Source organism: Nitrosomonas eutropha, from assembly GCF_003201195.1.
GTDB lineage: Bacteria > Pseudomonadota > Gammaproteobacteria > Burkholderiales > Nitrosomonadaceae > Nitrosomonas > Nitrosomonas eutropha.
On the sequence record NZ_QICQ01000005.1, the window covers coordinates 56,954 to 78,719 of the forward strand.

The window sequence follows — 21,766 nt, forward strand, 5'->3', positions numbered from 1 at the left end:
TTCCCAAGATTATCGGGAGTTGGATAAATACAGCACTAAAACCATGGTTCACCTAGACCATGCACTTTTTATGCTCAATATGAAAAACAAATTCATCCCAGAAGTGATGCAACATAGCTCGTACTGGCATCGCAGCAGCATCACCTAACGCGCAGATAGTTCTTCCCTGGATATTATCTGCAAGATTGTTGAGTACATCCAGATCTTCAATCCTTCCTTTACCATGCTCAATCCGATTGATGATCCTGTAAAGCCACCCTGTTCCTTCTCGGCATGGAGTACATTGGCCACAAGATTCCTCATAATAGAAATAGGAAAGGCGTTCTAGTGCACGCACCATGCAAGTCGTATCGTCCATAATAATGACCGCCCCCGAACCCAACATGGAGCCTGCTTTTGCTATTGAATCATAATCCATGTCTGTTTCCATCATGATGCTGCCAGGTAAAACTGGCATGGATGAACCACCGGGGATACATCCTTTCAATTTCCGCCCCCCGCGCATTCCGCCGGCAAGTTCCAGCAACTTTGAAAACGGAGTGCCCATAGGCACTTCATAGTTACCCGGTTTATTTACATGACCGGAAACCGAAAATATCTTGGTACCTCCATTATTCGGTTTTCCCAGCTGCAAGTAACTTTCGCCCCCGTTACGCATAATCCAAGGAACTGAAGCAAACGTTTCTGTATTGTTGATCGTAGTTGGCTTGCCGTATAAGCCAAAATTAGCCGGAAACGGAGGTTTAAAGCGTGGCTGTCCCTTTTTACCTTCTATCGATTCTAATAGCGCGGTTTCTTCTCCACATATATAGGCGCCATATCCATGATGATTGTAGAGCTGAAAAACGAACCCAGAATCCAGAATATTCTCCCCGAGAAATCCTGCCGCATTGGCTTCCTCGACAGCCTCCTCCATTCGTTCGTAAACATCCCAGATTTCACCGTGCACATAGTTATATCCGGTGCGGATACCCATCGCATAGGCAGCAATCAACATACCTTCAATAAGGACATGTGGATTGTAACGCATGATATCGCGATCCTTGAAAGTGCCCGGCTCTCCTTCATCAGAGTTACAGACAAGATATTTCTCACCTGTATACTGTTTTGGCATAAAACTCCACTTCAAGCCAGTAGGAAAACCAGCACCACCGCGCCCACGTAGTGCGGATTTCTTCACTTCCTCAATCACAACTTCCGGAGGAATTTTTTGCGAAAGAATTTTTTTTAACGCAACATATCCGTCACGTTTTAAATAACTTTTTAACCGCCAATTATTTGGATCTGCAGAATCGACACCCGCCATGATGACTTGAGTAGGTTGAGTCATCTCTTTAATTCCTCAAGCAATTTGTCTATTTGATCCTCAGTCATAAAGCTGCACATACGCTTGTTATTAACCAGAAGTACTGGCGCATCTCCACAAGCTCCCATACACTCGCCTTCCTTGAGGGTAAACAATCCATCCACAGTTGTTTCATTGAACCCTATGTCAAGTTTCTTCTTAAGATAATCTACAGTCTGATTACTACCTGATAACGCACAAGGCAAATTGGTACAAACAGTCAATTTGTATTTTCCAATCGGCTTCAGGTTATACATATTGTAAAAAGTAGCAACTTCATAGACGGCAATTGCAGGCATCTCTAAATAGTTTGCAATAAAATCCATTGTTTCAGTTGCCAACCAGCCTTTTTCATCTTGAGCAATGGCCAGCGCAGACATGACAGCCGACTGCTTTTTATCCGTGGGATATTTGGCAATTTCCCGATCAATCTTTTTTAGAGCTTCCATGCTTAACATCAGCGAACTCATCTATCTATTTCACCAAACACTATATCCTGGGTACCAATAATTGCCACAAGATCAGCAATCATATGCCCTCGAGCCATCTCATCCATTGCAGCTAAATGTGCGAACCCGGGTGCACGTATTTTTAGTCGATAAGGCATATTAGCGCCATCCGAAATAATATAAATACCGAACTCACCTTTTGGATGCTCCACAGCAGCGTAGACCTCCCCTCTCGGAACATGCATACCTTCTGTAAATAATTTGAAATGATGAATCATTTCTTCCATATTTTGTTTCATGGACAGCCGTGGAGGTGGTGCAACTTTGAAGTTACTGGTAATAACAGGACCGGGATTTTTTCTCATCCAATCAATACACTGCTTAATTATGTAATTAGATTGACGCATTTCTTCAATGCGTACCAAATAACGATCATAGCAATCACCATTGACACCAACCGGTATATCAAAATCTACCTGGTCATAAACTTCATAAGGTTGCTTTTTGCGTAAGTCCCACGCCACTCCAGATCCACGCAACATCGGCCCACTAAATCCCAAAGCTTTAGCGCGATCAGGTGAAACCACGCCAATATCAACTAAGCGTTGCTTCCAGATTCTATTGTCTGTCAGCAATGTCTCGTAATCATCCACGTAACCTGGAAATCGATGAGTAAAATCCTCAATAAAATCCAACAAAGAGCCCTGCCGATTCTCATTACGCGCTGTCGTTGTCTTCTCATCGTGTATTGCTGATGATCGATACTGCGGCATACTATCCGGCAGATCCCGATAAACTCCTCCTGGCCGATAATAGGCAGCATGTAACCGAGCGCCTGATACTGCCTCATAGCAGTCCATCAAATCTTCTCTTTCTCGAAAGGTGTATAGAAAAACAGTCATTGCCCCAACATCCAGTGCATGGGCGCCTAACCATAGCAAGTGATTGAGAATACGCGTTATTTCATCAAACATAACACGAATATATTGCGCTCTTATGGGCACATCTATCTGCAATAGCTTTTCAATCGCCATTACATACGCATGCTCATTGACCATCATGGACACATAATCCAGCCGATCCATATAGGGCACAGATTGTATATAGGTCTTATTCTCCGCGAGCTTCTCCGTCGCCCTATGAAGTAATCCGATATGCGGATCAGCACGCCGAATAACCTCACCATCCAGCTCCATCACCAAGCGCAAAACCCCATGCGCTGCGGGATGTTGCGGCCCAAAATTCATAGTGTAATTACGAATATCAGCCATTTCACAAACACCCTTCCCAAAAACTTCGTGAGGATCGCTGATTAATCATAGAGCGTGTCATGTTTCTTCCTTACCGTATTGTTCTTCGCGAATGATATATGGCGTAATTTCACGAGGCTCAATAGTAATAGGCTGATATATCACTCGTTTTTGCTCTGGATCATATTGCATTTCCATATGCCCCGACAATGGAAAATCTTTACGAAATGGATTTCCTATAAAACCATAATCTGTAAGAATTCTTCTTAAATCTGGATGATTATTAAAAACAATCCCGAACAGATCAAATGCCTCTCGTTCATACCAATTAGCTGAAGGCCATATATGTATCACTGAATCAAGCATGGGAAATTCATTATCGTCTACAAATACACGTATCCGCAGTCTGTGATTATGCTTAACGGAAAGCAAGTGATACACCACGGCAAAGCGCTTGTCACCCCGCTTATATCCAGCATGCGTATTTGTCGTATATTCGCTATAATCTACGCCACATAAATCAACTAACGTATCAAACGCCAAATCAGTATGGTTTCTTAATGTTTCAGCAATACCCAGCAAATCTCGGGAATGAATTAAAATAGTTAGCTCACCTAACGCATGACTCATATCAACCTGCTGATCACTCAGTACTTGCTGTAAATTTGTTGCAAGTTTATCTACGCGACTATCTGTCATTTTTATTCTCTAACGCGCGATTGTGTTAGTACGCCAGATTTTATTCTGCAGCTGAATAATCCCATAAAGCAAAGCTTCTGCAGTAGGAGGACAACCCGGCACATAAATATCGACAGGCACTATCCGATCGCACCCTCGGACAACCGAATAGGAATAATGATAATACCCACCACCATTTGCACAGGATCCCATGGAAATTACCCAACGAGGTTCGGCCATTTGATCGTAAACCTTGCGCAAAGCTGGTGCCATTTTATTACATAGCGTACCCGCAACGATCATGACATCTGACTGACGGGGACTCGGACGAAAAACAATTCCAAACCGATCCAAGTCATAGCGAGATGCACCGGTTTGCATCATCTCAACTGCGCAACAAGCCAGCCCAAATGTCATAGGCCACATTGATCCTGTGCGTCCCCAATTAATCAAGGAATCAAGGTTTGTGGTAACAAATCCTTTGTCTAATGCACCCTCAATACCCATTATTTAATCCCATTCCAAAGCACCCTTAGCCCACTCGTAAATAAAGCCGACGACGAGCAATCCAAGAAATACTAGCATCGCAATAAAACCAAACAATCCCACTTCTTTCAGCGCTACTGCCCAAGGAAATAAGAAAGCTATTTCTAAATCAAATAAAATAAACAGGATTGCAATTAAATAGTAGCGCACATCAAATTTCATGCGCGCATCCTCAAATGCACCAAACCCACACTCATAGGTCGACAATTTTTCGGCATCCGGCTTGTTTGGCGCAAGCAACCAACCCGCCACCAAACATAATGTGCCAACTAGCAGACCCACCAAAATAAACAATAAAATAGGGAAATAATTCCCAAGCATGGTATCCAGCATCTCCAATTCCTTACTAAACCATGGAAATAAAATTGATTTTCGCTTAATTCCTATTTGTAAATATGCTCGCCTGGTGCCGACGGCGAGAATCGAACTCGCACAGCTTTCGCCACCGCCCCCTCAAGACGGCGTGTCTACCAATTCCACCACGTCGGCGAATAAACTTATTCTATTATTTCCAATGCCTCTATACTGGAAATACAAGGTTATTCCGGAATTTCACCAGCTCTTGATGTGGAGCCACTTTCGTTTTCCGCACCTGAACTTTCAACATTTCCGGTCGAATCAGCCGCCTTATCCGACTTTATCTCCAGTTTTTGCATGACACTTCCTTCGTCTTTATCACCACTTGAGTAATAAGTTAGCGTCAGGCTGGTAACAAAAAAAACTGTAGCTGCCAATGCAGTCATCCTGCTTAAAAAATTAGCAGATCCACTAGCACCAAATAAACTCCCGGAAGAACCGCCTCCAAACGCCGCCCCCATATCTGCGCCCTTCCCCTGTTGCAACAGAACCAAAACAACAACAACTACTGCTGCAATGATATGTACTGACCAAATAAGTGTTTCCACAATATACTTTATCCCCGTTCAACTTTGCGCTGCGAAACAAATCGAAATAAACTCTGCAGCAACTAACGAAGCTCCCCCAATCAACCCTCCGTCAATGTCAGGCATCGCAAATAATTCAGACGCATTATTTGCTTTCACACTTCCGCCATAAACTATCTGGATATCTGCTGCAATTTCGCTGTTATGAGCAGCTATTCGATTCCTTACAAATGCATGAACATCCTGCGCCTGCTGGGGAGTAGCAGTTTCTCCTGTACCAATTGCCCATACCGGCTCATATGCAATAACTGATTGCTTTATCGCATTAACACCTACCAGACCAATCACCGCATCAAGCTGCCTAGCTATCACTTGTTCGGTCTCATTTGCCTCACGCTGCGCCAGCGTTTCGCCGACACAGAGTATTGGTACTAGCGATTGCTCCTGGGCGGAGTGAAATTTCTCCGCAACCATCTGATTATCTTCACCGTATAGCGTCCGCCGCTCCGAGTGGCCCACAATTACATAACGACAACCAAAATCGGTCAGCATACCTGCCGATACCTCTCCGGTATAAGCACCTTGATGATGCTGGCTGATATTCTGCCCCCCCCATGCCACATGCGTACCCTTCAACACTGACTGCGCTTGCGCCAAGTAGGGATAAGGCACACATACCGCGCAGGACGCATTCTGCAATGATGGGATACCCAAAACAATTGCGGCAAGCAATTCTTGATTCTGAACCAAATTACCATACATTTTCCAGTTTCCCGCCACAAACCCCGCACGCGTCATCCCGTCCCTCAGCTTTAAATCCATAAACCCAAGGATGCTACCTGCGAAACCGGATCGCGTCAATGCCCGAGTTTCTCAACTAAATGGGGGATTATTAAGATCGGATCAGTCCTGATTTGCTGCACCTTAAGGTAAAATATATTAAACTACAAAAGTTACTTATATGTAATTTTCTCCCCCCGCTCAACTCTAAGGCCGACATGAAAAAACTTGTTCTCCTACGTCATGGAGAAAGCACCTGGAATCAGGAAAATCGCTTTACAGGATGGACCGATGTTGATTTGACACCCAAAGGGTTCAAAGAAGCTAGAAATGCCGGAAGACTACTTCGCGAAAATGGCTTTACCTTCGACATTGCGCATACATCGCTACTCAAACGAGCCATCCGCACGCTGTGGATCGCACTGGATGAAATGGATCAGATGTGGACTCCGATCGAACTTAACTGGCGGCTCAATGAACGTCATTATGGCGCATTGCAAGGCTTGAACAAAGCAGAAACAGCCAAGGAGTATGGTGATGAACAGGTACTCATATGGCGACGCAGTTATGACACTCGCCCTCCTTCCATTACAACCGATGATAAGCGCTACCCTGGTTTTGACATGCGTTATCGCGGCCTTCCCTCCGGTGATATTCCGGTTACTGAAAGTCTCAAGGATACCGTGGCAAGATTTCTTCCCTATTGGAATCAGTCAATTGCCCCACAAATTAAGGCAGAAAAAAAAGTGATTATCACCGCTCACGGGAATTCGCTACGCGCTCTGATTAAACATCTCGACAATATCTCAGATCAAGATATTTTGAACTGCAATATACCGACAGGAATTCCTCTGGTTTATGAGTTGGATAACAACCTGAAACCACTAACGAACTACTACTTGGGTAATGACAGTGTAATTGGGGAAGCAATATCAGCTGTCGCGAATCAGGATAAAGCCGGAGCTTAATGTTTGCTGGTTTCATTGCAGATTTCACATTAGCGCCACATTACTTCCCGGGGATAGGGAAGATATTATCCAGGACTGTTTGTCTTCTGCTTTTAGTAAATATATTTTCATCTCCTCTGCTGTATGCGATTCCTCAAACCAATTTGGATAATCAAAAACAGCTGCATGATCTGCGCACTCGTATCGACGTCCTGCAAAAAGACCTGACTGATAAAAAATCTTCCAAGATCAGAGCAGCTGATGCACTTCGTGATTCCGAACGATCAATAAGCGATCTGCACAACAAACTTTCCCAGCTTACGCGCCAGCAAAAAAACGCACAAGACAAGCTTGCCCGCTTACAAAAAAAATCAGCACAGCTCCGGGATAAAGCCAACGCCGGACAAACGCAGTTTGGAAAGCTAATTTATTATCAGCACCTGACAAAACATAGGGAATATTTACAATTATTATTCAAGCAACAAGATCCAGGCAAAGCTACTCGTAACTTTTACTACTATAGATACATAGCACAGGCTCGCTCCAAAAATATCGATAATTTACGTAACCAGTTGGCTGATCTGGATACACTGGCTCATGCAAGCCGCATTCAAAATCAATCTCTTGAACAAATCCGGAACGAGCAGCTCCATCAAAAGCAACAACTCGAACTGGAGAAAAATCGACGATCAGAAATCCTCGCATCACTCTCCAATGAGGTTTCTCGTCAGCAAAAAAAAATTGACGAACTGAAACAAGATGAACAGCGTCTTTCCAAGCTGATTGAGAAACTCAATAAACAGCTTGCTCGTAAAAAAAGCACTCCCACAAAATCAAACAACAAAAACAATAAATCTGCATTGCGTAATAATAAATTACCTGATGCCATTGAACAAAAGGGTTCTTTTGCTGCACTAAAAGGAAAGTTGCGACTACCCGTCCGGGGGGAGCTAACTAACCGCTTCGGCAGCCCGCGCGAAAATGGTGGTATAAAATGGCAAGGATTGTTTATTCGTTCTTCAGGAGGCAATGAAGTCAAGGCCATTGCAAGTGGGGAAGTTATATTTTCCGACTGGTTACGAGGGTTTGGAAATTTAATGATTTTGGATCATGGCAACCATTACATGAGCCTATACGGCAACAACGAAGCGATTTACAAACGGGTGGGCAATAAAGTTAAAAGTGGTGATACGATAGCAATAGTCGGCAACAGTGGTGGAAATGCTGAATCAGGCTTGTATTTCGAACTCAGATATCAAGGCAAGCCTTTTGATCCACTGGGCTGGGTAAAAATAGAATAGCTTCAAAAAGCTGATAGTAAATATTTTAATAAGTACATATAAATTCTTCCGAAAAGATAAAGGGCAGAGCAAATACACCACATGCGTAATTTTATGAATAAAATCAGTTTAGTCTTTGTCGGCATCATTGCCGGGGTCATGGTCAGTTTGAACTTCTCCGCCATTGCTGATAAGGAAATCAAGCAAGAATTGCAAACACTCCCGATTGAGGAGTTGCGCACATTTTCACAAGTCTTCGGGCGTATCAAGAGTGACTACGTTGAGCCTGTTGAAGACAAGAAACTGATCACCGAGGCGATTAATGGAATGCTGGTCGGACTGGATCCGCACTCGGCTTTCCTGGACAGTGAAGAGTACAAAGAACTGCAAATCGGGACGCAAGGGGAATTTGGCGGATTAGGCATACAGGTAACAATGGAAGATGGGCTGGTCAAAGTCATTTCCCCGATTGAAGATACACCCGCATACCGTGCGGGCATCAAAACCGGTGATCTCATCATAAAAATTGATGATACAGCTGTTAAAGGCATGACACTCAACGACGCCATTAAACGGATGCGCGGGAAACCAGATACTTCGATTGCACTCACCATTATTCGTGAAGGGGAAGCTGAACCCCTCATATTCACGCTTGTTCGAGATGTGATCAAAATTGAGAGTGTCAAATCCAAACTCATTGAACCGGGTTACGCCTATGTACGCATTACCCAGTTCCAGGAGCGTACGGGAGAAAATCTGGCTGAAGCCATTACCAAGCTTTACAGTGAAAGCAAGGTTCCCATGAAAGGCATGGTGCTGGATTTAAGAAATGACCCAGGTGGTTTACTGAATAGTGCGGTAGCAGTCTCAGCTGCTTTCCTGCCAAGTAATGCACTGGTAGTTTATACAGAGGGACGTACCAATGACGCCAAAATGCAACTTCGTGCAAACCCCGAATATTATCTCCGCAGTACTGGTCGCGATTTTCTAGCAGGTTTGCCGCAGAGTATCAAGACCATACCAATGATAACGTTGGTTAATGGTGGCTCTGCTTCCGCATCGGAAATCGTTGCAGGTGCGTTGCAGGATTATAAACGCTCCATCATCATGGGCTCCCAAACCTTTGGCAAGGGATCGGTACAAACCATCTTGCCTCTTAGCAATAACACTGCCATTAAGCTAACAACAGCGCGCTATTACACGCCTAATGGTCAGTCGATACAGGCTAAAGGTATCACGCCGGATATATTGGATGAAGATACTGATAACAACTCTCGTCTGTTAAGAGAAGTTGATCTCAACCGCCATTTAAACAATAATCAAGAAGAAAGTACCGGTAAGAAATCAACCCTCAAGAAAAAAGGTACTGAATCTTCCAAAGAATCAAAGAATAAGACAAACAAGAAACCAATAAATCATGAGCCTATGGAATTCGGATCCAGTGATGACCAGCTGTTGACCAAAGCAATTAATCACCTGAAATCCATGTCTCAAAAATCCAAACACAAAACAGCCAAGGCAACGAAAGGCTAATTCATTCCGAACAAGGTGGCGGAGCAACGTGGATGATCAACAACTGTTACGTTACAGCCGCCACATTTTGTTACCGGAAATTGATTTTTCCGGTCAAACAAAACTAATACAATCCAGTGTTTTCATTCTTGGGGCTGGTGGATTAGGCTCTCCTTCTGCTCTCTATCTTGCCGCCAGCGGGATTGGAAGACTTGTTATTTGTGACCATGATCGGGTTGATCTGACTAATCTGCAACGCCAGATCCTGCACGACACGGCTTCGGTTGGTGAGCTTAAAACTGATTCCGCTAGAAATACACTGCAGCGCATCAATCCAGAAATAGAAATTATCCCCCTGGCACGACATGCCACTGTTGATTTATTAAACAGGGAAATTAGTGGTGTCGATGTCGTAATTGATGCCAGTGATAATTTCTCGGCACGCCACATACTCAACCAAGCCTGCCTGGATCATCGTAAACCCTTGATATCAGGCGCAGCTGTCCGGTTCACCGGGCAAGTTGCCGCATTCGATCTGCGTCAGAGTGATAGCCCCTGTTACCATTGCCTATTTCCTGACTCGGGAGATAGTGATGATCCCGGATGCGCCGTAATGGGTGTATTTTCCCCACTAACAGGCATTATCGGCTGTATTCAGGCTGCCGAAGCTATCAAGGTTTTACTGGAAATCGGTGAAACACTCCATGGCCGCCTACTTCTCCTGGACGGGTTAGCCATGCGCTTGCGCTCATTCAAACTGAAAAAAGATCCACAATGTCCTGCATGTGGCTCAGCTTCAGCGAAAAAATAGCTAATATTTAATAAATAATATCAACCAGATGTTTGGAACCGTGACATGGCAAGGCGCGCATAGAGATCACTGGACTTCATCAATTCCGCATGCGTCCCCAACGCTTCCAGATGACCATGATGGATAAGAGCAATGCGATCAGCAGTAACAACTGTACTTAGACGATGTGCAATAACAAGAGTGGTCCGATCTGCACTTAATCTGGTAATCGCCTGCTGCACCCAGCTCTCACTCTGACTATCCAATGCGCTGGTTGCCTCGTCCAGTAATAAAATTGGAGCATCCACCAGAATAGCCCGCGCAATGGCCAATCGCTGTTTCTGACCACCAGACAACCCCAAGCCAGTATCGCCCAGATTGGTTTGGTAACCCTGTGGTAATGACAGAATAAAATCATGTATGAAGGCTGCCTTGGTAGCTGCTTCAATCTCGGCATTTGTAGCATTTGGATGTGCGTAACGTAAATTCTGTTCGATGCTGCCGTGAAACAATGCTGGATTCTGGGACACTAATGCAAAGCTGCGTCTGAGATCAGACAAATCCAGATCACGGATATCTATGCCTTCTAATTTGATACTACCCGACTGTATATCGTAAAAACGCAGTAGCAAGTCAAACAAAGTTGACTTACCTGCACCTGAGAGGCCAACCAGTGCCAACGTTTCACCTAACCGCACAGTCAGTGAAAAATCATTGATGACCTGTATTTCCGGCCTTGACGGATAAGCAAAACATATCTGCTGGAACACAATATTGCCTGTCACCACTGGCAACTGACAAGGATTAGCGGGTGAATAGATTTGGCAGGGCTCCTCCAGCAACTCCATGGTGCGCTCTGCGGCTCCCGCAGCACGCTGTAAATCACCCAGCACCTCCGAAACCGATCCTGCTGCCGAGCCAACGATAATACTGTAAAAAATGAATGCTGCCAGCTCCCCGCCGCTGATTTTGTCTTCAATTACATCCATACCACCGATCCAAAGCATCACACCGATTGCACCGAATACCAGAACAATCACCACTGCGATCAACCAGGCGCGCTGTAATGTCCGTTGACGAGCAATGAGAAATGCATCCTCCACATATTGATTAAAATGTATCTTATCCACTGCTTGATGGTTGTATGCCTGTACCGTCTTAATTTGCCCGAGCATTTCTCCAACATAAGCACCAACAGTCGCCACCTTGTCCTGGCTCTGGCGCGACAGTAAACGCACACGGCGACCAAATAGCAAAATAGGTATGATGACCAGCGGAATACTGAGCATAACGATTATGGTCAGTTTGACATTAGTGATAAATAGCAAGATCACACCGCCAATCAACATAATCAGGTTACGTAATGCAACGGAAATAGAAGAACCTACTACAGATTGCAACAAAGTCATATCTGCAGTCAGACGAGACTGAATTTCAAGGCTGCGATTAGTTTCAAAAAACCCCGGATGTAAATCAATCAGATGCGCGAACACTTTACGTCGTATATCTGCGATTACCCGTTCACCCAGCCAAGTCACCCAGTAGTAACGAGTAAACGTACCTATTGCAAGCAGCACTACGAGCATCAGGAAGATTAAAACATACTGAGCCAGCAATTCAGGAGATTGCGTGGCAAACCCCCGATCCACCAGTAGCCGTATGCCTTGCCCGATCGAAAGTGTAATCCCGGCAGTCAGAAATAATGCCAGCAGACTGAAACCCATCGATGATTTATAGGGCTTAAGGAAAGCAGCAGTTTTCAAAACAGCCTGCCAACGATTGCTCATCGTGAATAAATCCTGGTGGTAAATCTCAGATCGTGCAGATAAAGAAGTCAGAAATGGAAATTATGATTTTTTATGATCAAAGGTATAATTGCAGAACCCTTAATTAATTATAACAGCAAGATAAATGGAGCATCTGAAGGTAGAAAAAATCAACGTGTTGTTTGTCTGCATGGGAAATATTTGTCGATCCCCTACTGCGGATGCAGTTTTCAAGCATCATGTCAGATCTGCCGGGTTGGAACACCTCATCCATGTTGATTCTGCTGGGACACACGCTTACCACATTGGCGAACCACCGGATCGGCGTTCACAACAGGCTGCCCTAAAACGCGGCTATGGCATGCAAGGTTTGCGCGCCAGAAGAGTCACACCAGAAGATTTTTCACGCTTCCGATATATCCTGGCAATGGATCATCACAACCTGGAAGAACTGCAGCAAGATTGTCCGTCACAATATGTTGACCGGTTAGGACTGTTCTTACAATACGGCAATCAATGGAGTACTCACCAGGAAGTGCCTGACCCTTACTACGGGGGCAGTCATGGATTCGAAAGAGTGCTGGACCTGGTGGAAAATGCGAGTCAGGGGCTATTAAGGCATATTTTTGAGAAAGAACTCACCAGATAACACTTTTCCCCGGTAATTGCTATAACCTAAATTAGGATAATGCAAAAATGATTTCTCTAAAAAGGATCAAAAAACAGATTTTCGATTTTACTGTAAAAGATATTCTTAAAACACCGCCTGTAAATTGTAACCCAACCAGCAACTTAGTTATACTGAGTCAAAGTTACCACCGTGATCTCTTTATGTTTTTAATCGCAGCAAAATCGTTCGCTTATTTTGTACGGCCGAAAAGTTTTATAGTGATTGACGATGGGTTTACAAGATCAGATAAAGAAATCATATCTCATCATTTGGGTGCAGCTGAGTTCATATCGACTCATAATATTTCAACTGAGGGTTGTCCAACAGGAGGGACATGGGAAAGGTTAGTGAGCATTATAAACCGCTGCACTGATGATTATATCGTTCAACTCGATTCAGATACTGTAACCCGCGATTATCCTGATGAAGTTGCGGTTTGTGTCAGAGAAAATAGATGCTTTACGCTCTCCACTCTTCAAGGACGTACGGTGGCACCTGTACAAGAGACAGCAACTTTTGCCGACAACATTGATAGCAGCCATGTGCAAATCTTGGCGGAGCGTGCCATGAGAAAGCTCCCGAGTGCCGAGAGTTTACGCTATGTCCGGGGATGCTCTGGTTTTGCCGGATTCGGAAGAAATTCAGTAATGATTGAGGATTTGAAACAATTCTCAAAGTCGATGGAGCAACTACTTGGTGGACTGGATACATGGAAACAGTGGGGAAGTGAACAAGTTGCATCGAATTTTCTGATCGCTAACTCCGATCAAGCTCTTATGCTACCTTTCGAACACTATCCCTACTGGAAGCCTGGGATCAATATTGCTCACGCAAAACTTATCCATTTCATCGGGGATAATAGATTTTCCGGAGGCGAGTACATAAGACAAGCGAAACAAGCTATACAAAATTTAGGAAGAAAGTAAAATCAAGGCTTATGACTTACCTTTTCACACTGCCATGTCTTAGAAGTTACCCATTTTTTAGTCATTACTACCAATACCATAAGATTATAAGGCAGGTCAAAATAGCCTAGGCTTAAAAAAGCCCCCCCCACTGCATACCCAACTAGACTGACTTGCGCCATAGCTCCCAGTTGAGCAGCCCACAAAGTATGCGGTTCATTATGTGCATTTTTTCTTAACCATCCAGCATCGCGATAGGTGGTTATCCACAAAAGAAGAAAAAGAAACAGTCCTATAAAACCATGATTACCTAAAATCTCAAAATATATGCTATGCGCAGCTCGTACAATCGCTTCATATTTTCCATAAAGTAAAAAATAATCCGGATACTGATAGCTCATTCCAGCGCCAAAAAAATGATGTTTAGCTACTTCCCATGCTACTCCCCATGCATTTATCCGCCCCATAGCTGATGCATCTGTCTGATATTCTGAGATAGTATCCATCCGTCCCCACCATTCTTCCGGGAGCATTGGAATCATTACAATCGCAATGAGGAAGATAAATACCGCAACTTCTCCTTTTTTTGGGCTACGCCACCAAAACACACATCCCATGGCAACAATAGCCACTAAAGCGCCCCTAGAATACGATCCCAAAGCAGCAACAGCACACAGTAACATCACCACACTAAGCGTATGACGCCACATTTTTCGTGTAACCTGAAGTTGCAAAAAATATACCAAAGGGATAATCATGATCAAAGCTAAAGCAAACTCATTATTACCCGCAATAAAAGAATCAGGAGGACCCCATACACGGTAATTCCCTAATGTTATAAGTGTAAAGAACCCCCCCTTAGCACCTAATACTGCCAGTGATCCAATCAGAACCCAGGCAAACGCCATGATGTGCTCTTTGGTTTGGAGCACGGCCAGAGTGACAAATATCATCAGATAGATCTTTGCAGATCGATTCCAAGTCCAATACTCCTCTGAAATATCACGACTCATAAGCCAGGATATAGTCATCCACACGACAAAGAGAGCTAAAATGGTGACAGGCAAACCTATAAAAGGCGATCGTCGTTCTTTAGTAAACGCTAGGCCGAGTAACGCCACCCCTGCAGAAAATGCTGCAACAGGAGCAGAGGCAAGGAATCCCCAAGCAAAACGATGAGGATTCATGGTACTGATCCAAGTCCACAACAACACGCCAATCCATGCTCGGCGCAGTGCATACAAACCTGCAACAAGGATAATGATACCTAAGACAATATCTCGCAAAGACAAGGTGGAAATCTGCTGTTATCGGTTAGTTATAACCTTAGGGTGGGGAAGAAGAATGGTCACCAGAAAAACAAGAAAGCTAAAAATGGAAATAACTCCAAGGACACCAGACATCAAAAGTTTAGGATCTTCAAGCCATCTTGGACGATAAACTAAAGAAGCATCATCCGTATACCACATCAAAAATTTGCCAATAGATCGCGTCAAAAAATTCTTCTCCCAATTTATGGTAACTGGATAGGAATAATGTATACCATCAGCCCCTCCTCGATAGAATGCTACCTTATCCCTAGAACCACGTTTCAAAATAAGCTCATCAAGTCTTGCCTGAAGAATGCTGGAATTATCGCGCAAATCTTTAATTCCATAGTAATGCCCGTTTGATGAAGGAAAAGAAATGTTATAAACAGGATCAACGGCTATAGCACCATCAGCAGCTTGAGCTTCCACAACGGTGTGTCCAAATGGGCAACCATCACACGGGGCCAACATTACCAATGTTGCAGAAATTTTCATCTCGTCCAAGATCGCTGCTAATAATCTGGATTTATCGGAACAATCTCCTCCCTTCTGTAATATCTGGATAGGAGTCGGGCCAAGTGACGGCAAAAGAAAATAGTCATTATTTTTAGCAAAACTTCCAGTATGGTAGATAAGATCGTTCAATTGCTCGATATCATAGCCAGTGACACTATTACCATGTACGATCGTTCTAGCAAAATCTAATAATTTTTTATTGTCAGAATGCCAGTCAAAAAAAATATATGTCCCTAAAATGCTAGAAAAAAAAGCAAACAATACTGCTGTTATTTTCGCTTTATATAACATTCAAACTCCATTCAATCATTAGCTTGTGCTTTACTATTTAGAAAAAACTTAAATTCTTACTACTCATCAGCCATGGTATCAAGCACAAACACAGGTTCAAATCTAATTTTGCATCGAGCGATCCATCCTGGAGGATTACCTGCTATCCCTCGTCAAATCTATTTGCTCTAAAAAAACTTGACTGACTGCTCCCAAAATTCCTAGTTAAAATCGAACAGGATAGAATAAAATCCTCATCTAAACGGGCTATTTAACAAAAAACTGTATTAATTTTAGAACGATAATATCTGCAGAAAGATGCCAGTCTTTATTAAAATGATTCTAGTGTAAGTTGTATAAGATAGGGTATATATCAATATCTTTAAATTTATTGAAATGGCACGATTGCCATACCTTGGCTGCAACCATCTTTACAGCAAGAGCTCTCTACAATTAGAAAACAATTGATGGGTATATTTTCTATTTTTACTTGTTCACTTTTTACTACTTCCCAATGACAATTTTTGCAGGGATTCTCGCCCGTCATAAAGACAAAACCATACCTAATTCGCTAATAAGTGAGCTTCGAACGGTAATATCACGTCATCCTGATGATAAAAATGCTGTAATAGAATTTACTGATAACGGGATTTATCTCGCAAAAGTTGATATCGATGTATTGAAACAGCCAGGAAGTTTTTCTAACAAGGAGCTGACTGCGTTTGCGGCGGGTGACCCCTTATATCAAACTAACCCTAGTATGATGCCAGGGCCACGTGCGGAAAGTCTGCAAAATCTGGCATTTGATCTGGCAGCCGGAAAACTGGATGCTCTTTATGCTTGTCGCGGAACCTACTGCGCGGTCATCTACGAACATGCAAACAGTAGACTTCACTTAGTAACAGACAAGCTTGGTGTCCGGCCTGTTTACTATTGGGTATTGCCCGATTTCATCATTTTCTCGACTGCATTACGAATTCTGGAAGCTTTATCCTTCCAGAAAAAATCGTTGAATCTTCAGGGAGTGGCAGAAATTGCGTGTTTTGGCTATCCGCTATCCGATCGTTCCCCTTATGAAAATATATTTACGCTCTATGCTGGCGAAACAATCAGTTTCTCAAATGAAACAATCAACCGGCAAAAGTACTGGGAATGGGATAAGTTACCCATCGAGAAAACTAGTGATAGTGACATAGGTACTTCTGCTAAACACCTTCATACAATATTCATTGATTCGGTCAAAATACGGCTGCAGGAACAAAAAACTGTCGCAGCATTTTTAAGTGGTGGTCTCGATTCTCGCGCCATCGTTGGCGCACTGAAAAGTCTTGATGTAGAGATAGTCACCTCCAATTTTGCCCCACTTGGTAGTCAGGATCAGGTATTTGGGCAACTTGCCGCTGAAATGTTGGGAACTCATCACACCCATCTGCAGATAGGCAAACAAGATGAGCGAGATTCATACCACAAGTTATCCGTAAACAAATGGATAAATTCAACGACTTACACGGACAAGAAGCTACCTAAGCCCCGTGTTATCTGGTCTGGTGATGGAGGTAGCGTAGGCCTTGGGCATGTATATCTAAATCTAGATATTATCCAAGCCTCACGAAAGAAGGATATGGGAAGGGCAAAGAAAGAATTTTTTACCTATAATAATTGCGGGATAAGCACTAAGCTTTTGAAACCGAAGATAGCCTCAACCCTAATTAATTTCCTCAATGATGGAATCCAATCTGAGCTGGACTCAATCCATTCAGGTGATCCTGGACGGATTTTTTACTTATTTCTGATGCTCAATGATCAGCGTCGACATATGTTTAATCATTTTGAGAACATAGATTTGGGACGGGTGGAATTTGAGCTCCCATTTTTTGATTCCAACTTTATTGCAGAAATCATCAAACTCCCGATAGATCCCTTTCTACGCCATGTTTTCTATATGGAATGGTTGAGCTATTTTCCTAAAGCAGCGCTGGAAGTACCATGGCAAGCATATCCAGGTCACATGCCTTGCCCACTGCCCCAACCAGAGGACCTTACATATCAATGGAATTCAAGTACTGAAGCAACCAGACAGAACAAACTGCATGCATTGAAATATGCAAAAGAGCTTAGTCGAGATTCGGTGTTCTCACACCAGTATTTGAACCTTTTTTACCTACGCCTATGGACAATTCTGATGCGGTTCAGACAAAGTGATCGCTCATATCTGCTCCAAACCCCAAGAATTTTATATCGATACTGGTCTAAAGTTGCACCAAATAATAAGAATCAAATTTAATAGCGCCAAACAAGAAAAGAGAGATTCTTGTACTCGTCACCACCGCACTTCATCTCTTTTACCAATAGGTACCGAACTTAAAAATCTTGATGAATGTTTATCCGCAGATTTTAAATTGAATTTAACTTCATCGGATCAATGGGAAATAGCCATCATATGACGACAGTGCGCGAGCAGGTATTGACAGGGCTCAAATGGACGGCGGGTGGAAAGCTAGGAGCACAGGTCATTACATGGGCAATCACGCTTGTTGTGATGCGCTTACTGACACCAGAAGACTACGGCCTGCTGGCCATGGCATCGGTATTTGTTGCTTTCATGTTGATGTTGTCCGAGGCTGGACTCGGCCCTGCACTGATTCAGAAACAGGATCTTGACGAAACTGCTTTACGCAGTGTATTTGCCATCGTCATCATCGCAAATATTAGTCTGCTGCTATTGCTTAATCTGTTGAGCCCTTTCATCGCAGCTTTTTTTGATGAAGAAAGATTAATACTGATTTTGCATGTTTTGTCACTTCAATTTTTATTGACTATCTTCGGTACACTTCCCAGCGTTCAGCTGTATCGCCAGCTGAAATTTAGAAGTTTGTCACTGATTAGCTTTTTAACGACAATCGTTGGGAGCATACTGACACTGATATTGGCATTCGCACAATTTGGTGTATGGGCGCTCGTTCTGGGAAATCTGTTCGCCGGCATACTCAGCGTAATCGCAATGAACGTAGTAGCTCCATTGCATTTTTTCCCAAAATTTTCTGTAGCCGGTATGCGTAATCTTCTGTCTTTTGGTGGAAATGTCACTTTATCGCGTTTACTTTGGTTTTTTTATACCCAGGCAGACATTGCCATTATCGGTAAATTGTTGGGCAAGGAAACGCTCGGGGTTTATTCTATTGCGATGCAGCTTGCTTCATTACCCGTACAGCGAATTTCCGCAATCATTAATCAGGTTGCATTTCCTGTCTTTTCCAGAATTCAGGATAATCGTGAACAATTTAGTAGTTTTATACTTAAAGCAGCCCGAATGCTTAGCCTGGTAGCTTTCCCCATACTATGGGGAATTTCCAGTATTGCTGATGAAATAGTCCAGCTGTTTCTTGGAGAAAAATGGCATAACGCAATATTGCCGCTGCAACTGCTAGCACTAATGATGCCTTTACGTATGATCGCAAATTTCCTGCCTTCTGCTGTTGATGCGCTGGGCAGGCCTGATGTCACCATGAGAAATGTACTCCTGGCCTCAATCGTTATGCCGATTGCTTTTCTGATTGGCTGCAACTGGGGGCTGGAGGGCGTTGCACTAAGCTGGGTTATTGCTTATCCATTAGTATTTTTTATCAATATCCAGCGTATGCTCCGGGTAATAGAGCTACGATTGTCTGATTTTTTTTATGCCATGATGCCAGCCATGGGCACCACCATTGGAATGTATCTGGCAGTGCGGGCAACAGCTACACTGCTCGCAAACAATATTGATCAATGGACAAAGCTATTGATCCTGATTACTACAGGCGTACTGATCTATACCAGTCTGACACTACTTTTCAATAAGCGCGGCTACCGTGAGGTTGTTGATCTGATTCGCAGATGACACTTCTCATCCAAACCTGATAACACAATAGCAATTCTCGATGACGTGGGCGCAATGAACAAATATCACATTCCTATATGGAATTAAAAGCAGATAGCGTTTTACCCAGTATTACTACTGCATCTTCCACAATTTGTTGTAACCGTTGCTGCTCTTCCTGGGAAAAATTTGTTAGCACTCTCCTTTTGGCGCTTCCGGTTTTTCCTGGCACTCCCACACCCAGTCTTAGCCTTTTAACTTGATCTGTGCCTAACGCTACAAGGCACGATCTGACACCCCAATGCCCGGCATCACCGCCATCTGATTTAATATAAATCTTCCCGAATTCAATATCTGTATCATCATGAACGATAATACACTGCTCAGGCAAACAGCCTGTTTTAGCTAGGTAACGTTGTAGCTTAGGGCCAGTTTCATTCATGTAAGCAGTAGCCTTGAACAGACTAACTGGCTTACTTTCAAGTTGAATCGAACAGATCTGACCTTCATCTGTTTCTTGCCATATGGCCCCATGATTTTCTGCAAGGCTATCCAGTACAAAATACCCTATATTATGTGGCGTATTCTTGTATTCAGCACCCGGATTACCCAGACCCACAATTATAGGGATCGCCACCCCTTCCTCTTTAGAAACAACTGCTATTGATTGAATTTTAGACTCTGTTCGAATATCTGAACCCAAGTCTGCAACAGAATCAGCACGATAAAGATAAACACAGCAATCACAAAAATGCTCAAGTCCACAACGTTCTTGCCAGCACTGAATTGGCTTATAGCGATCCAGTATCAGACGCTGCAAGTGATCAGATTTATTCGATCCTTTCAGCAAAACCAGATCACCCGGCCGTAGCGTCTTCTGCAAGAATGACGAAGCTTCCTTTAATGTCAAAAACCCCTGCAGGGCCGAATCATTCTCATCCTTCCTGGCGCGTAAAGCACGATGGGCATTATCCCCAACAAAAATGACCATATCAGCATGTTGCAGTACCTGTCTGGCAAATTGTTTGTATTTATCAGAACGATCACCCGAAAAATCCGAAATTGACCCGACGACTGCGATCTTCCTGACAGCAGTTGCTTCACTCAAAAAATCCAGCACCATTGGCAATGACCAGGCAGGCGCTTTCATATCATCGCGAATAAACGTCACGCCATCACCCATAACAACCGGCTGCATGCGACCCTCCACAGGAACAGCCAGAGCCAGCCGTGGAATCGCTTGGTCAAGCCTAATTCCCGCTGCTAGGGCCACACCCAACGCACATAATACTGATGTGGCAAGATAGGTACCATGCAACCCGGTTATTACTTCATGAGTAATACCTTCATATTTGATGGTAAGTGTAAGTGGTTGTGGATAGCTGGAAGTAGCGTTAAGCAAACGAAGGGTTGCCCCCTTACTTTTTCCCACCCAGATAACCTTAGCTTTGCAGCGTTCTCCTATTACTTTTACGCGCGGATCATCCATATTGAGAACTGCAGTGCCATTCTCTGACAGAGCCTCAATCAATTTTGCTTTTTCCCGGGCGATTCCATCAACACTCTCACCCTTGAAGGCTCTAAAGTGATCTTTTTCTATATTGGTTAAAACAGCGATTTCCGGTTTAACCAGCCACAAGGGAAGATCCAGTGCACCTGGCCTATTTCCTGACATCTCGATAATACTAAAACGATGTTTTGACTCAACTTCCAATACAAAATCTGCTGTTGCCTTAACCACATTAAGGGATTTGTAACTCTGTGCAACCGGATAAAAACCGGAAAGAATCAGGTAACAAAGATCCTTGGTGGTCGTTTTACCTGCGCTACCTGTGATCCCAATAAATGAAGTATGCCTCAGCCTTAACAAATGCAGCCATGCATTAAAATAGGCGCTCGCGACTCGATATTTCCACTTTACATCCCCGTACCGTTCCTTCAAGCTCATTCTGAGTAGCACCTTTATATCGATTCATTACTAAAATCAGGAATAACTTTCTAATTCAGAATAA

The 21,766-nt window shown here is 43.5% G+C and carries 20 protein-coding genes and 1 tRNA gene; 8 read left to right on the plus strand and 13 right to left on the minus strand.

Features of this window, described 5'->3' with window-relative positions; genetic code table 11:
* Positions 1-52: 52 nt before the first annotated feature.
* The 9 genes from nuoF to tpiA all read right to left on the minus strand — a co-directional run bounded on the left by nuoF (position 53) and on the right by tpiA (position 5,950).
* The gene (nuoF, locus tag C8R14_RS03040) at positions 53-1,330 is read right to left on the minus strand and encodes an NADH-quinone oxidoreductase subunit NuoF (protein WP_011634011.1); all 1,278 of its coding nucleotides are present in this window, start codon (positions 1,328-1,330) and stop codon (positions 53-55) included.
* On the minus strand, positions 1,327-1,803 hold the full coding sequence (gene nuoE, locus C8R14_RS03045) for an NADH-quinone oxidoreductase subunit NuoE (RefSeq protein ID WP_041353718.1): 477 nt from the start codon (positions 1,801-1,803) through the stop codon (positions 1,327-1,329). Before nuoE ends, nuoF begins: the two co-directional genes overlap by 4 nt.
* Before the next feature lie 8 nt (positions 1,804-1,811).
* The gene (locus tag C8R14_RS03050; protein ID WP_011634009.1) at positions 1,812-3,065 is read right to left on the minus strand and encodes an NADH-quinone oxidoreductase subunit D; all 1,254 of its coding nucleotides are present in this window, start codon (positions 3,063-3,065) and stop codon (positions 1,812-1,814) included.
* Positions 3,066-3,122: 57 nt separating this feature from the next.
* Positions 3,123-3,743, minus strand: a complete 621-nt coding sequence (locus C8R14_RS03055; protein WP_011634008.1) for an NADH-quinone oxidoreductase subunit C — start codon at positions 3,741-3,743, stop codon at positions 3,123-3,125.
* A 9-nt stretch (positions 3,744-3,752) separates the two neighbouring features.
* The gene (locus C8R14_RS03060) at positions 3,753-4,229 is read right to left on the minus strand and encodes a NuoB/complex I 20 kDa subunit family protein (RefSeq protein ID WP_011634007.1); all 477 of its coding nucleotides are present in this window, start codon (positions 4,227-4,229) and stop codon (positions 3,753-3,755) included.
* Positions 4,230-4,232: 3 nt separating this feature from the next.
* Positions 4,233-4,589, minus strand: a complete 357-nt coding sequence (locus C8R14_RS03065; protein WP_011634006.1) for an NADH-quinone oxidoreductase subunit A — start codon at positions 4,587-4,589, stop codon at positions 4,233-4,235.
* An 83-nt stretch (positions 4,590-4,672) separates the two neighbouring features.
* Positions 4,673-4,757 (minus strand) — tRNA-Leu (locus C8R14_RS03070).
* Positions 4,758-4,807: 50 nt separating this feature from the next.
* Positions 4,808-5,173, minus strand: coding sequence for a preprotein translocase subunit SecG (gene secG / locus C8R14_RS03075; protein ID WP_011634005.1), 366 nt, complete (start codon positions 5,171-5,173; stop codon positions 4,808-4,810).
* Positions 5,174-5,191: 18 nt separating this feature from the next.
* Positions 5,192-5,950 (minus strand): triose-phosphate isomerase, encoded by a 759-nt coding sequence (gene tpiA / locus C8R14_RS03080; protein WP_011634004.1) that lies wholly within the window; start codon positions 5,948-5,950, stop codon positions 5,192-5,194.
* Between the two features lie 200 nt (positions 5,951-6,150).
* Between tpiA and gpmA the strand changes: the two genes are divergently transcribed.
* The 4 genes from gpmA to C8R14_RS03100 all read left to right on the plus strand — a co-directional run bounded on the left by gpmA (position 6,151) and on the right by C8R14_RS03100 (position 10,482).
* Positions 6,151-6,900 carry a 2,3-diphosphoglycerate-dependent phosphoglycerate mutase gene (gene gpmA / locus C8R14_RS03085; RefSeq protein ID WP_011634003.1) on the plus strand — a complete coding sequence of 250 codons (750 nt, stop codon included), beginning with the start codon at positions 6,151-6,153 and terminating at the stop codon, positions 6,898-6,900.
* The gene (locus tag C8R14_RS03090) at positions 6,900-8,180 is read left to right on the plus strand and encodes a murein hydrolase activator EnvC family protein (protein WP_011634002.1); all 1,281 of its coding nucleotides are present in this window, start codon (positions 6,900-6,902) and stop codon (positions 8,178-8,180) included. The genes gpmA and C8R14_RS03090 overlap by 1 nt, the downstream gene beginning before the upstream one ends.
* 81 nt (positions 8,181-8,261) lie before the next feature.
* Positions 8,262-9,692 carry a S41 family peptidase gene (locus C8R14_RS03095; RefSeq protein WP_011634001.1) on the plus strand — a complete coding sequence of 477 codons (1,431 nt, stop codon included), beginning with the start codon at positions 8,262-8,264 and terminating at the stop codon, positions 9,690-9,692.
* A 28-nt stretch (positions 9,693-9,720) separates the two neighbouring features.
* Positions 9,721-10,482: a HesA/MoeB/ThiF family protein gene (locus C8R14_RS03100; RefSeq protein WP_011634000.1), complete on the plus strand. Its 762-nt coding sequence runs from the start codon at positions 9,721-9,723 to the stop codon at positions 10,480-10,482.
* Between the two features lie 20 nt (positions 10,483-10,502).
* Here the strand turns inward: C8R14_RS03100 and C8R14_RS03105 are convergent, their stop codons facing one another.
* A complete protein-coding gene (locus C8R14_RS03105) occupies positions 10,503-12,248 on the minus strand; it encodes an ABC transporter transmembrane domain-containing protein (protein WP_011633999.1) in 1,746 nt (581 codons plus the stop codon).
* Between the two features lie 124 nt (positions 12,249-12,372).
* Here C8R14_RS03105 and C8R14_RS03110 point away from each other — a divergent pair, with 124 nt between their 5' ends.
* Both C8R14_RS03110 and C8R14_RS03115 read left to right on the plus strand, forming a co-directional pair.
* On the plus strand, positions 12,373-12,876 hold the full coding sequence (locus C8R14_RS03110; protein WP_011633998.1) for a low molecular weight protein-tyrosine-phosphatase: 504 nt from the start codon (positions 12,373-12,375) through the stop codon (positions 12,874-12,876).
* Positions 12,877-12,923: 47 nt separating this feature from the next.
* Positions 12,924-13,823, plus strand: a complete 900-nt coding sequence (locus tag C8R14_RS03115) for a hypothetical protein (RefSeq protein ID WP_011633997.1) — start codon at positions 12,924-12,926, stop codon at positions 13,821-13,823.
* Between the two features lie 2 nt (positions 13,824-13,825).
* On the opposite strand, the gene C8R14_RS03120 is transcribed toward C8R14_RS03115, so the two are convergent.
* Both C8R14_RS03120 and C8R14_RS03125 read right to left on the minus strand, forming a co-directional pair.
* On the minus strand, positions 13,826-15,094 hold the full coding sequence (locus C8R14_RS03120) for a putative O-glycosylation ligase, exosortase A system-associated (RefSeq protein WP_011633996.1): 1,269 nt from the start codon (positions 15,092-15,094) through the stop codon (positions 13,826-13,828).
* 15 nt (positions 15,095-15,109) lie between these two features.
* The gene (locus C8R14_RS03125) at positions 15,110-15,919 is read right to left on the minus strand and encodes a hypothetical protein (protein ID WP_011633995.1); all 810 of its coding nucleotides are present in this window, start codon (positions 15,917-15,919) and stop codon (positions 15,110-15,112) included.
* Between the two features lie 493 nt (positions 15,920-16,412).
* Here C8R14_RS03125 and C8R14_RS03130 point away from each other — a divergent pair, with 493 nt between their 5' ends.
* Positions 16,413-18,182: an asparagine synthase-related protein gene (locus tag C8R14_RS03130; protein WP_011633994.1), complete on the plus strand. Its 1,770-nt coding sequence runs from the start codon at positions 16,413-16,415 to the stop codon at positions 18,180-18,182.
* A gap of 138 nt (positions 18,183-18,320) precedes the next feature.
* Positions 18,321-19,775, plus strand: coding sequence for a lipopolysaccharide biosynthesis protein (locus tag C8R14_RS03135; RefSeq protein ID WP_041353456.1), 1,455 nt, complete (start codon positions 18,321-18,323; stop codon positions 19,773-19,775).
* A 73-nt stretch (positions 19,776-19,848) separates the two neighbouring features.
* On the opposite strand, the gene pth is transcribed toward C8R14_RS03135, so the two are convergent.
* Complete coding sequence (pth, locus tag C8R14_RS03140; RefSeq protein ID WP_011633992.1) at positions 19,849-21,702, minus strand: aminoacyl-tRNA hydrolase; 1,854 nt, start codon at positions 21,700-21,702, stop codon at positions 19,849-19,851.
* Positions 21,703-21,766: the final 64 nt, after the last annotated feature.

Coding starts and splice junctions, on each gene's coding strand:
- nuoF (WP_011634011.1), bottom strand. CDS start 1,330: ATGACTCAACCTACTCAAGTCATCATGGCGGGTGTCGATTCTGCAGAT.
- nuoE (WP_041353718.1), bottom strand. CDS start 1,803: ATGTTAAGCATGGAAGCTCTAAAAAAGATTGATCGGGAAATTGCCAAA.
- C8R14_RS03050 (WP_011634009.1), bottom strand. CDS start 3,065: ATGGCTGATATTCGTAATTACACTATGAATTTTGGGCCGCAACATCCC.
- C8R14_RS03055 (WP_011634008.1), bottom strand. CDS start 3,743: ATGACAGATAGTCGCGTAGATAAACTTGCAACAAATTTACAGCAAGTA.
- C8R14_RS03060 (WP_011634007.1), bottom strand. CDS start 4,229: ATGGGTATTGAGGGTGCATTAGACAAAGGATTTGTTACCACAAACCTT.
- C8R14_RS03065 (WP_011634006.1), bottom strand. CDS start 4,589: ATGCTTGGGAATTATTTCCCTATTTTATTGTTTATTTTGGTGGGTCTG.
- tpiA (WP_011634004.1), bottom strand. CDS start 5,950: ATGACGCGTGCGGGGTTTGTGGCGGGAAACTGGAAAATGTATGGTAAT.
- gpmA (WP_011634003.1), top strand. CDS start 6,151: ATGAAAAAACTTGTTCTCCTACGTCATGGAGAAAGCACCTGGAATCAG.
- C8R14_RS03090 (WP_011634002.1), top strand. CDS start 6,900: ATGTTTGCTGGTTTCATTGCAGATTTCACATTAGCGCCACATTACTTC.
- C8R14_RS03095 (WP_011634001.1), top strand. CDS start 8,262: ATGCGTAATTTTATGAATAAAATCAGTTTAGTCTTTGTCGGCATCATT.
- C8R14_RS03105 (WP_011633999.1), bottom strand. CDS start 12,248: ATGAGCAATCGTTGGCAGGCTGTTTTGAAAACTGCTGCTTTCCTTAAG.
- C8R14_RS03110 (WP_011633998.1), top strand. CDS start 12,373: ATGGAGCATCTGAAGGTAGAAAAAATCAACGTGTTGTTTGTCTGCATG.
- C8R14_RS03115 (WP_011633997.1), top strand. CDS start 12,924: ATGATTTCTCTAAAAAGGATCAAAAAACAGATTTTCGATTTTACTGTA.
- C8R14_RS03125 (WP_011633995.1), bottom strand. CDS start 15,919: ATGTTATATAAAGCGAAAATAACAGCAGTATTGTTTGCTTTTTTTTCT.
- C8R14_RS03130 (WP_011633994.1), top strand. CDS start 16,413: ATGACAATTTTTGCAGGGATTCTCGCCCGTCATAAAGACAAAACCATA.
- C8R14_RS03135 (WP_041353456.1), top strand. CDS start 18,321: ATGGGAAATAGCCATCATATGACGACAGTGCGCGAGCAGGTATTGACA.
- pth (WP_011633992.1), bottom strand. CDS start 21,702: ATGAGCTTGAAGGAACGGTACGGGGATGTAAAGTGGAAATATCGAGTC.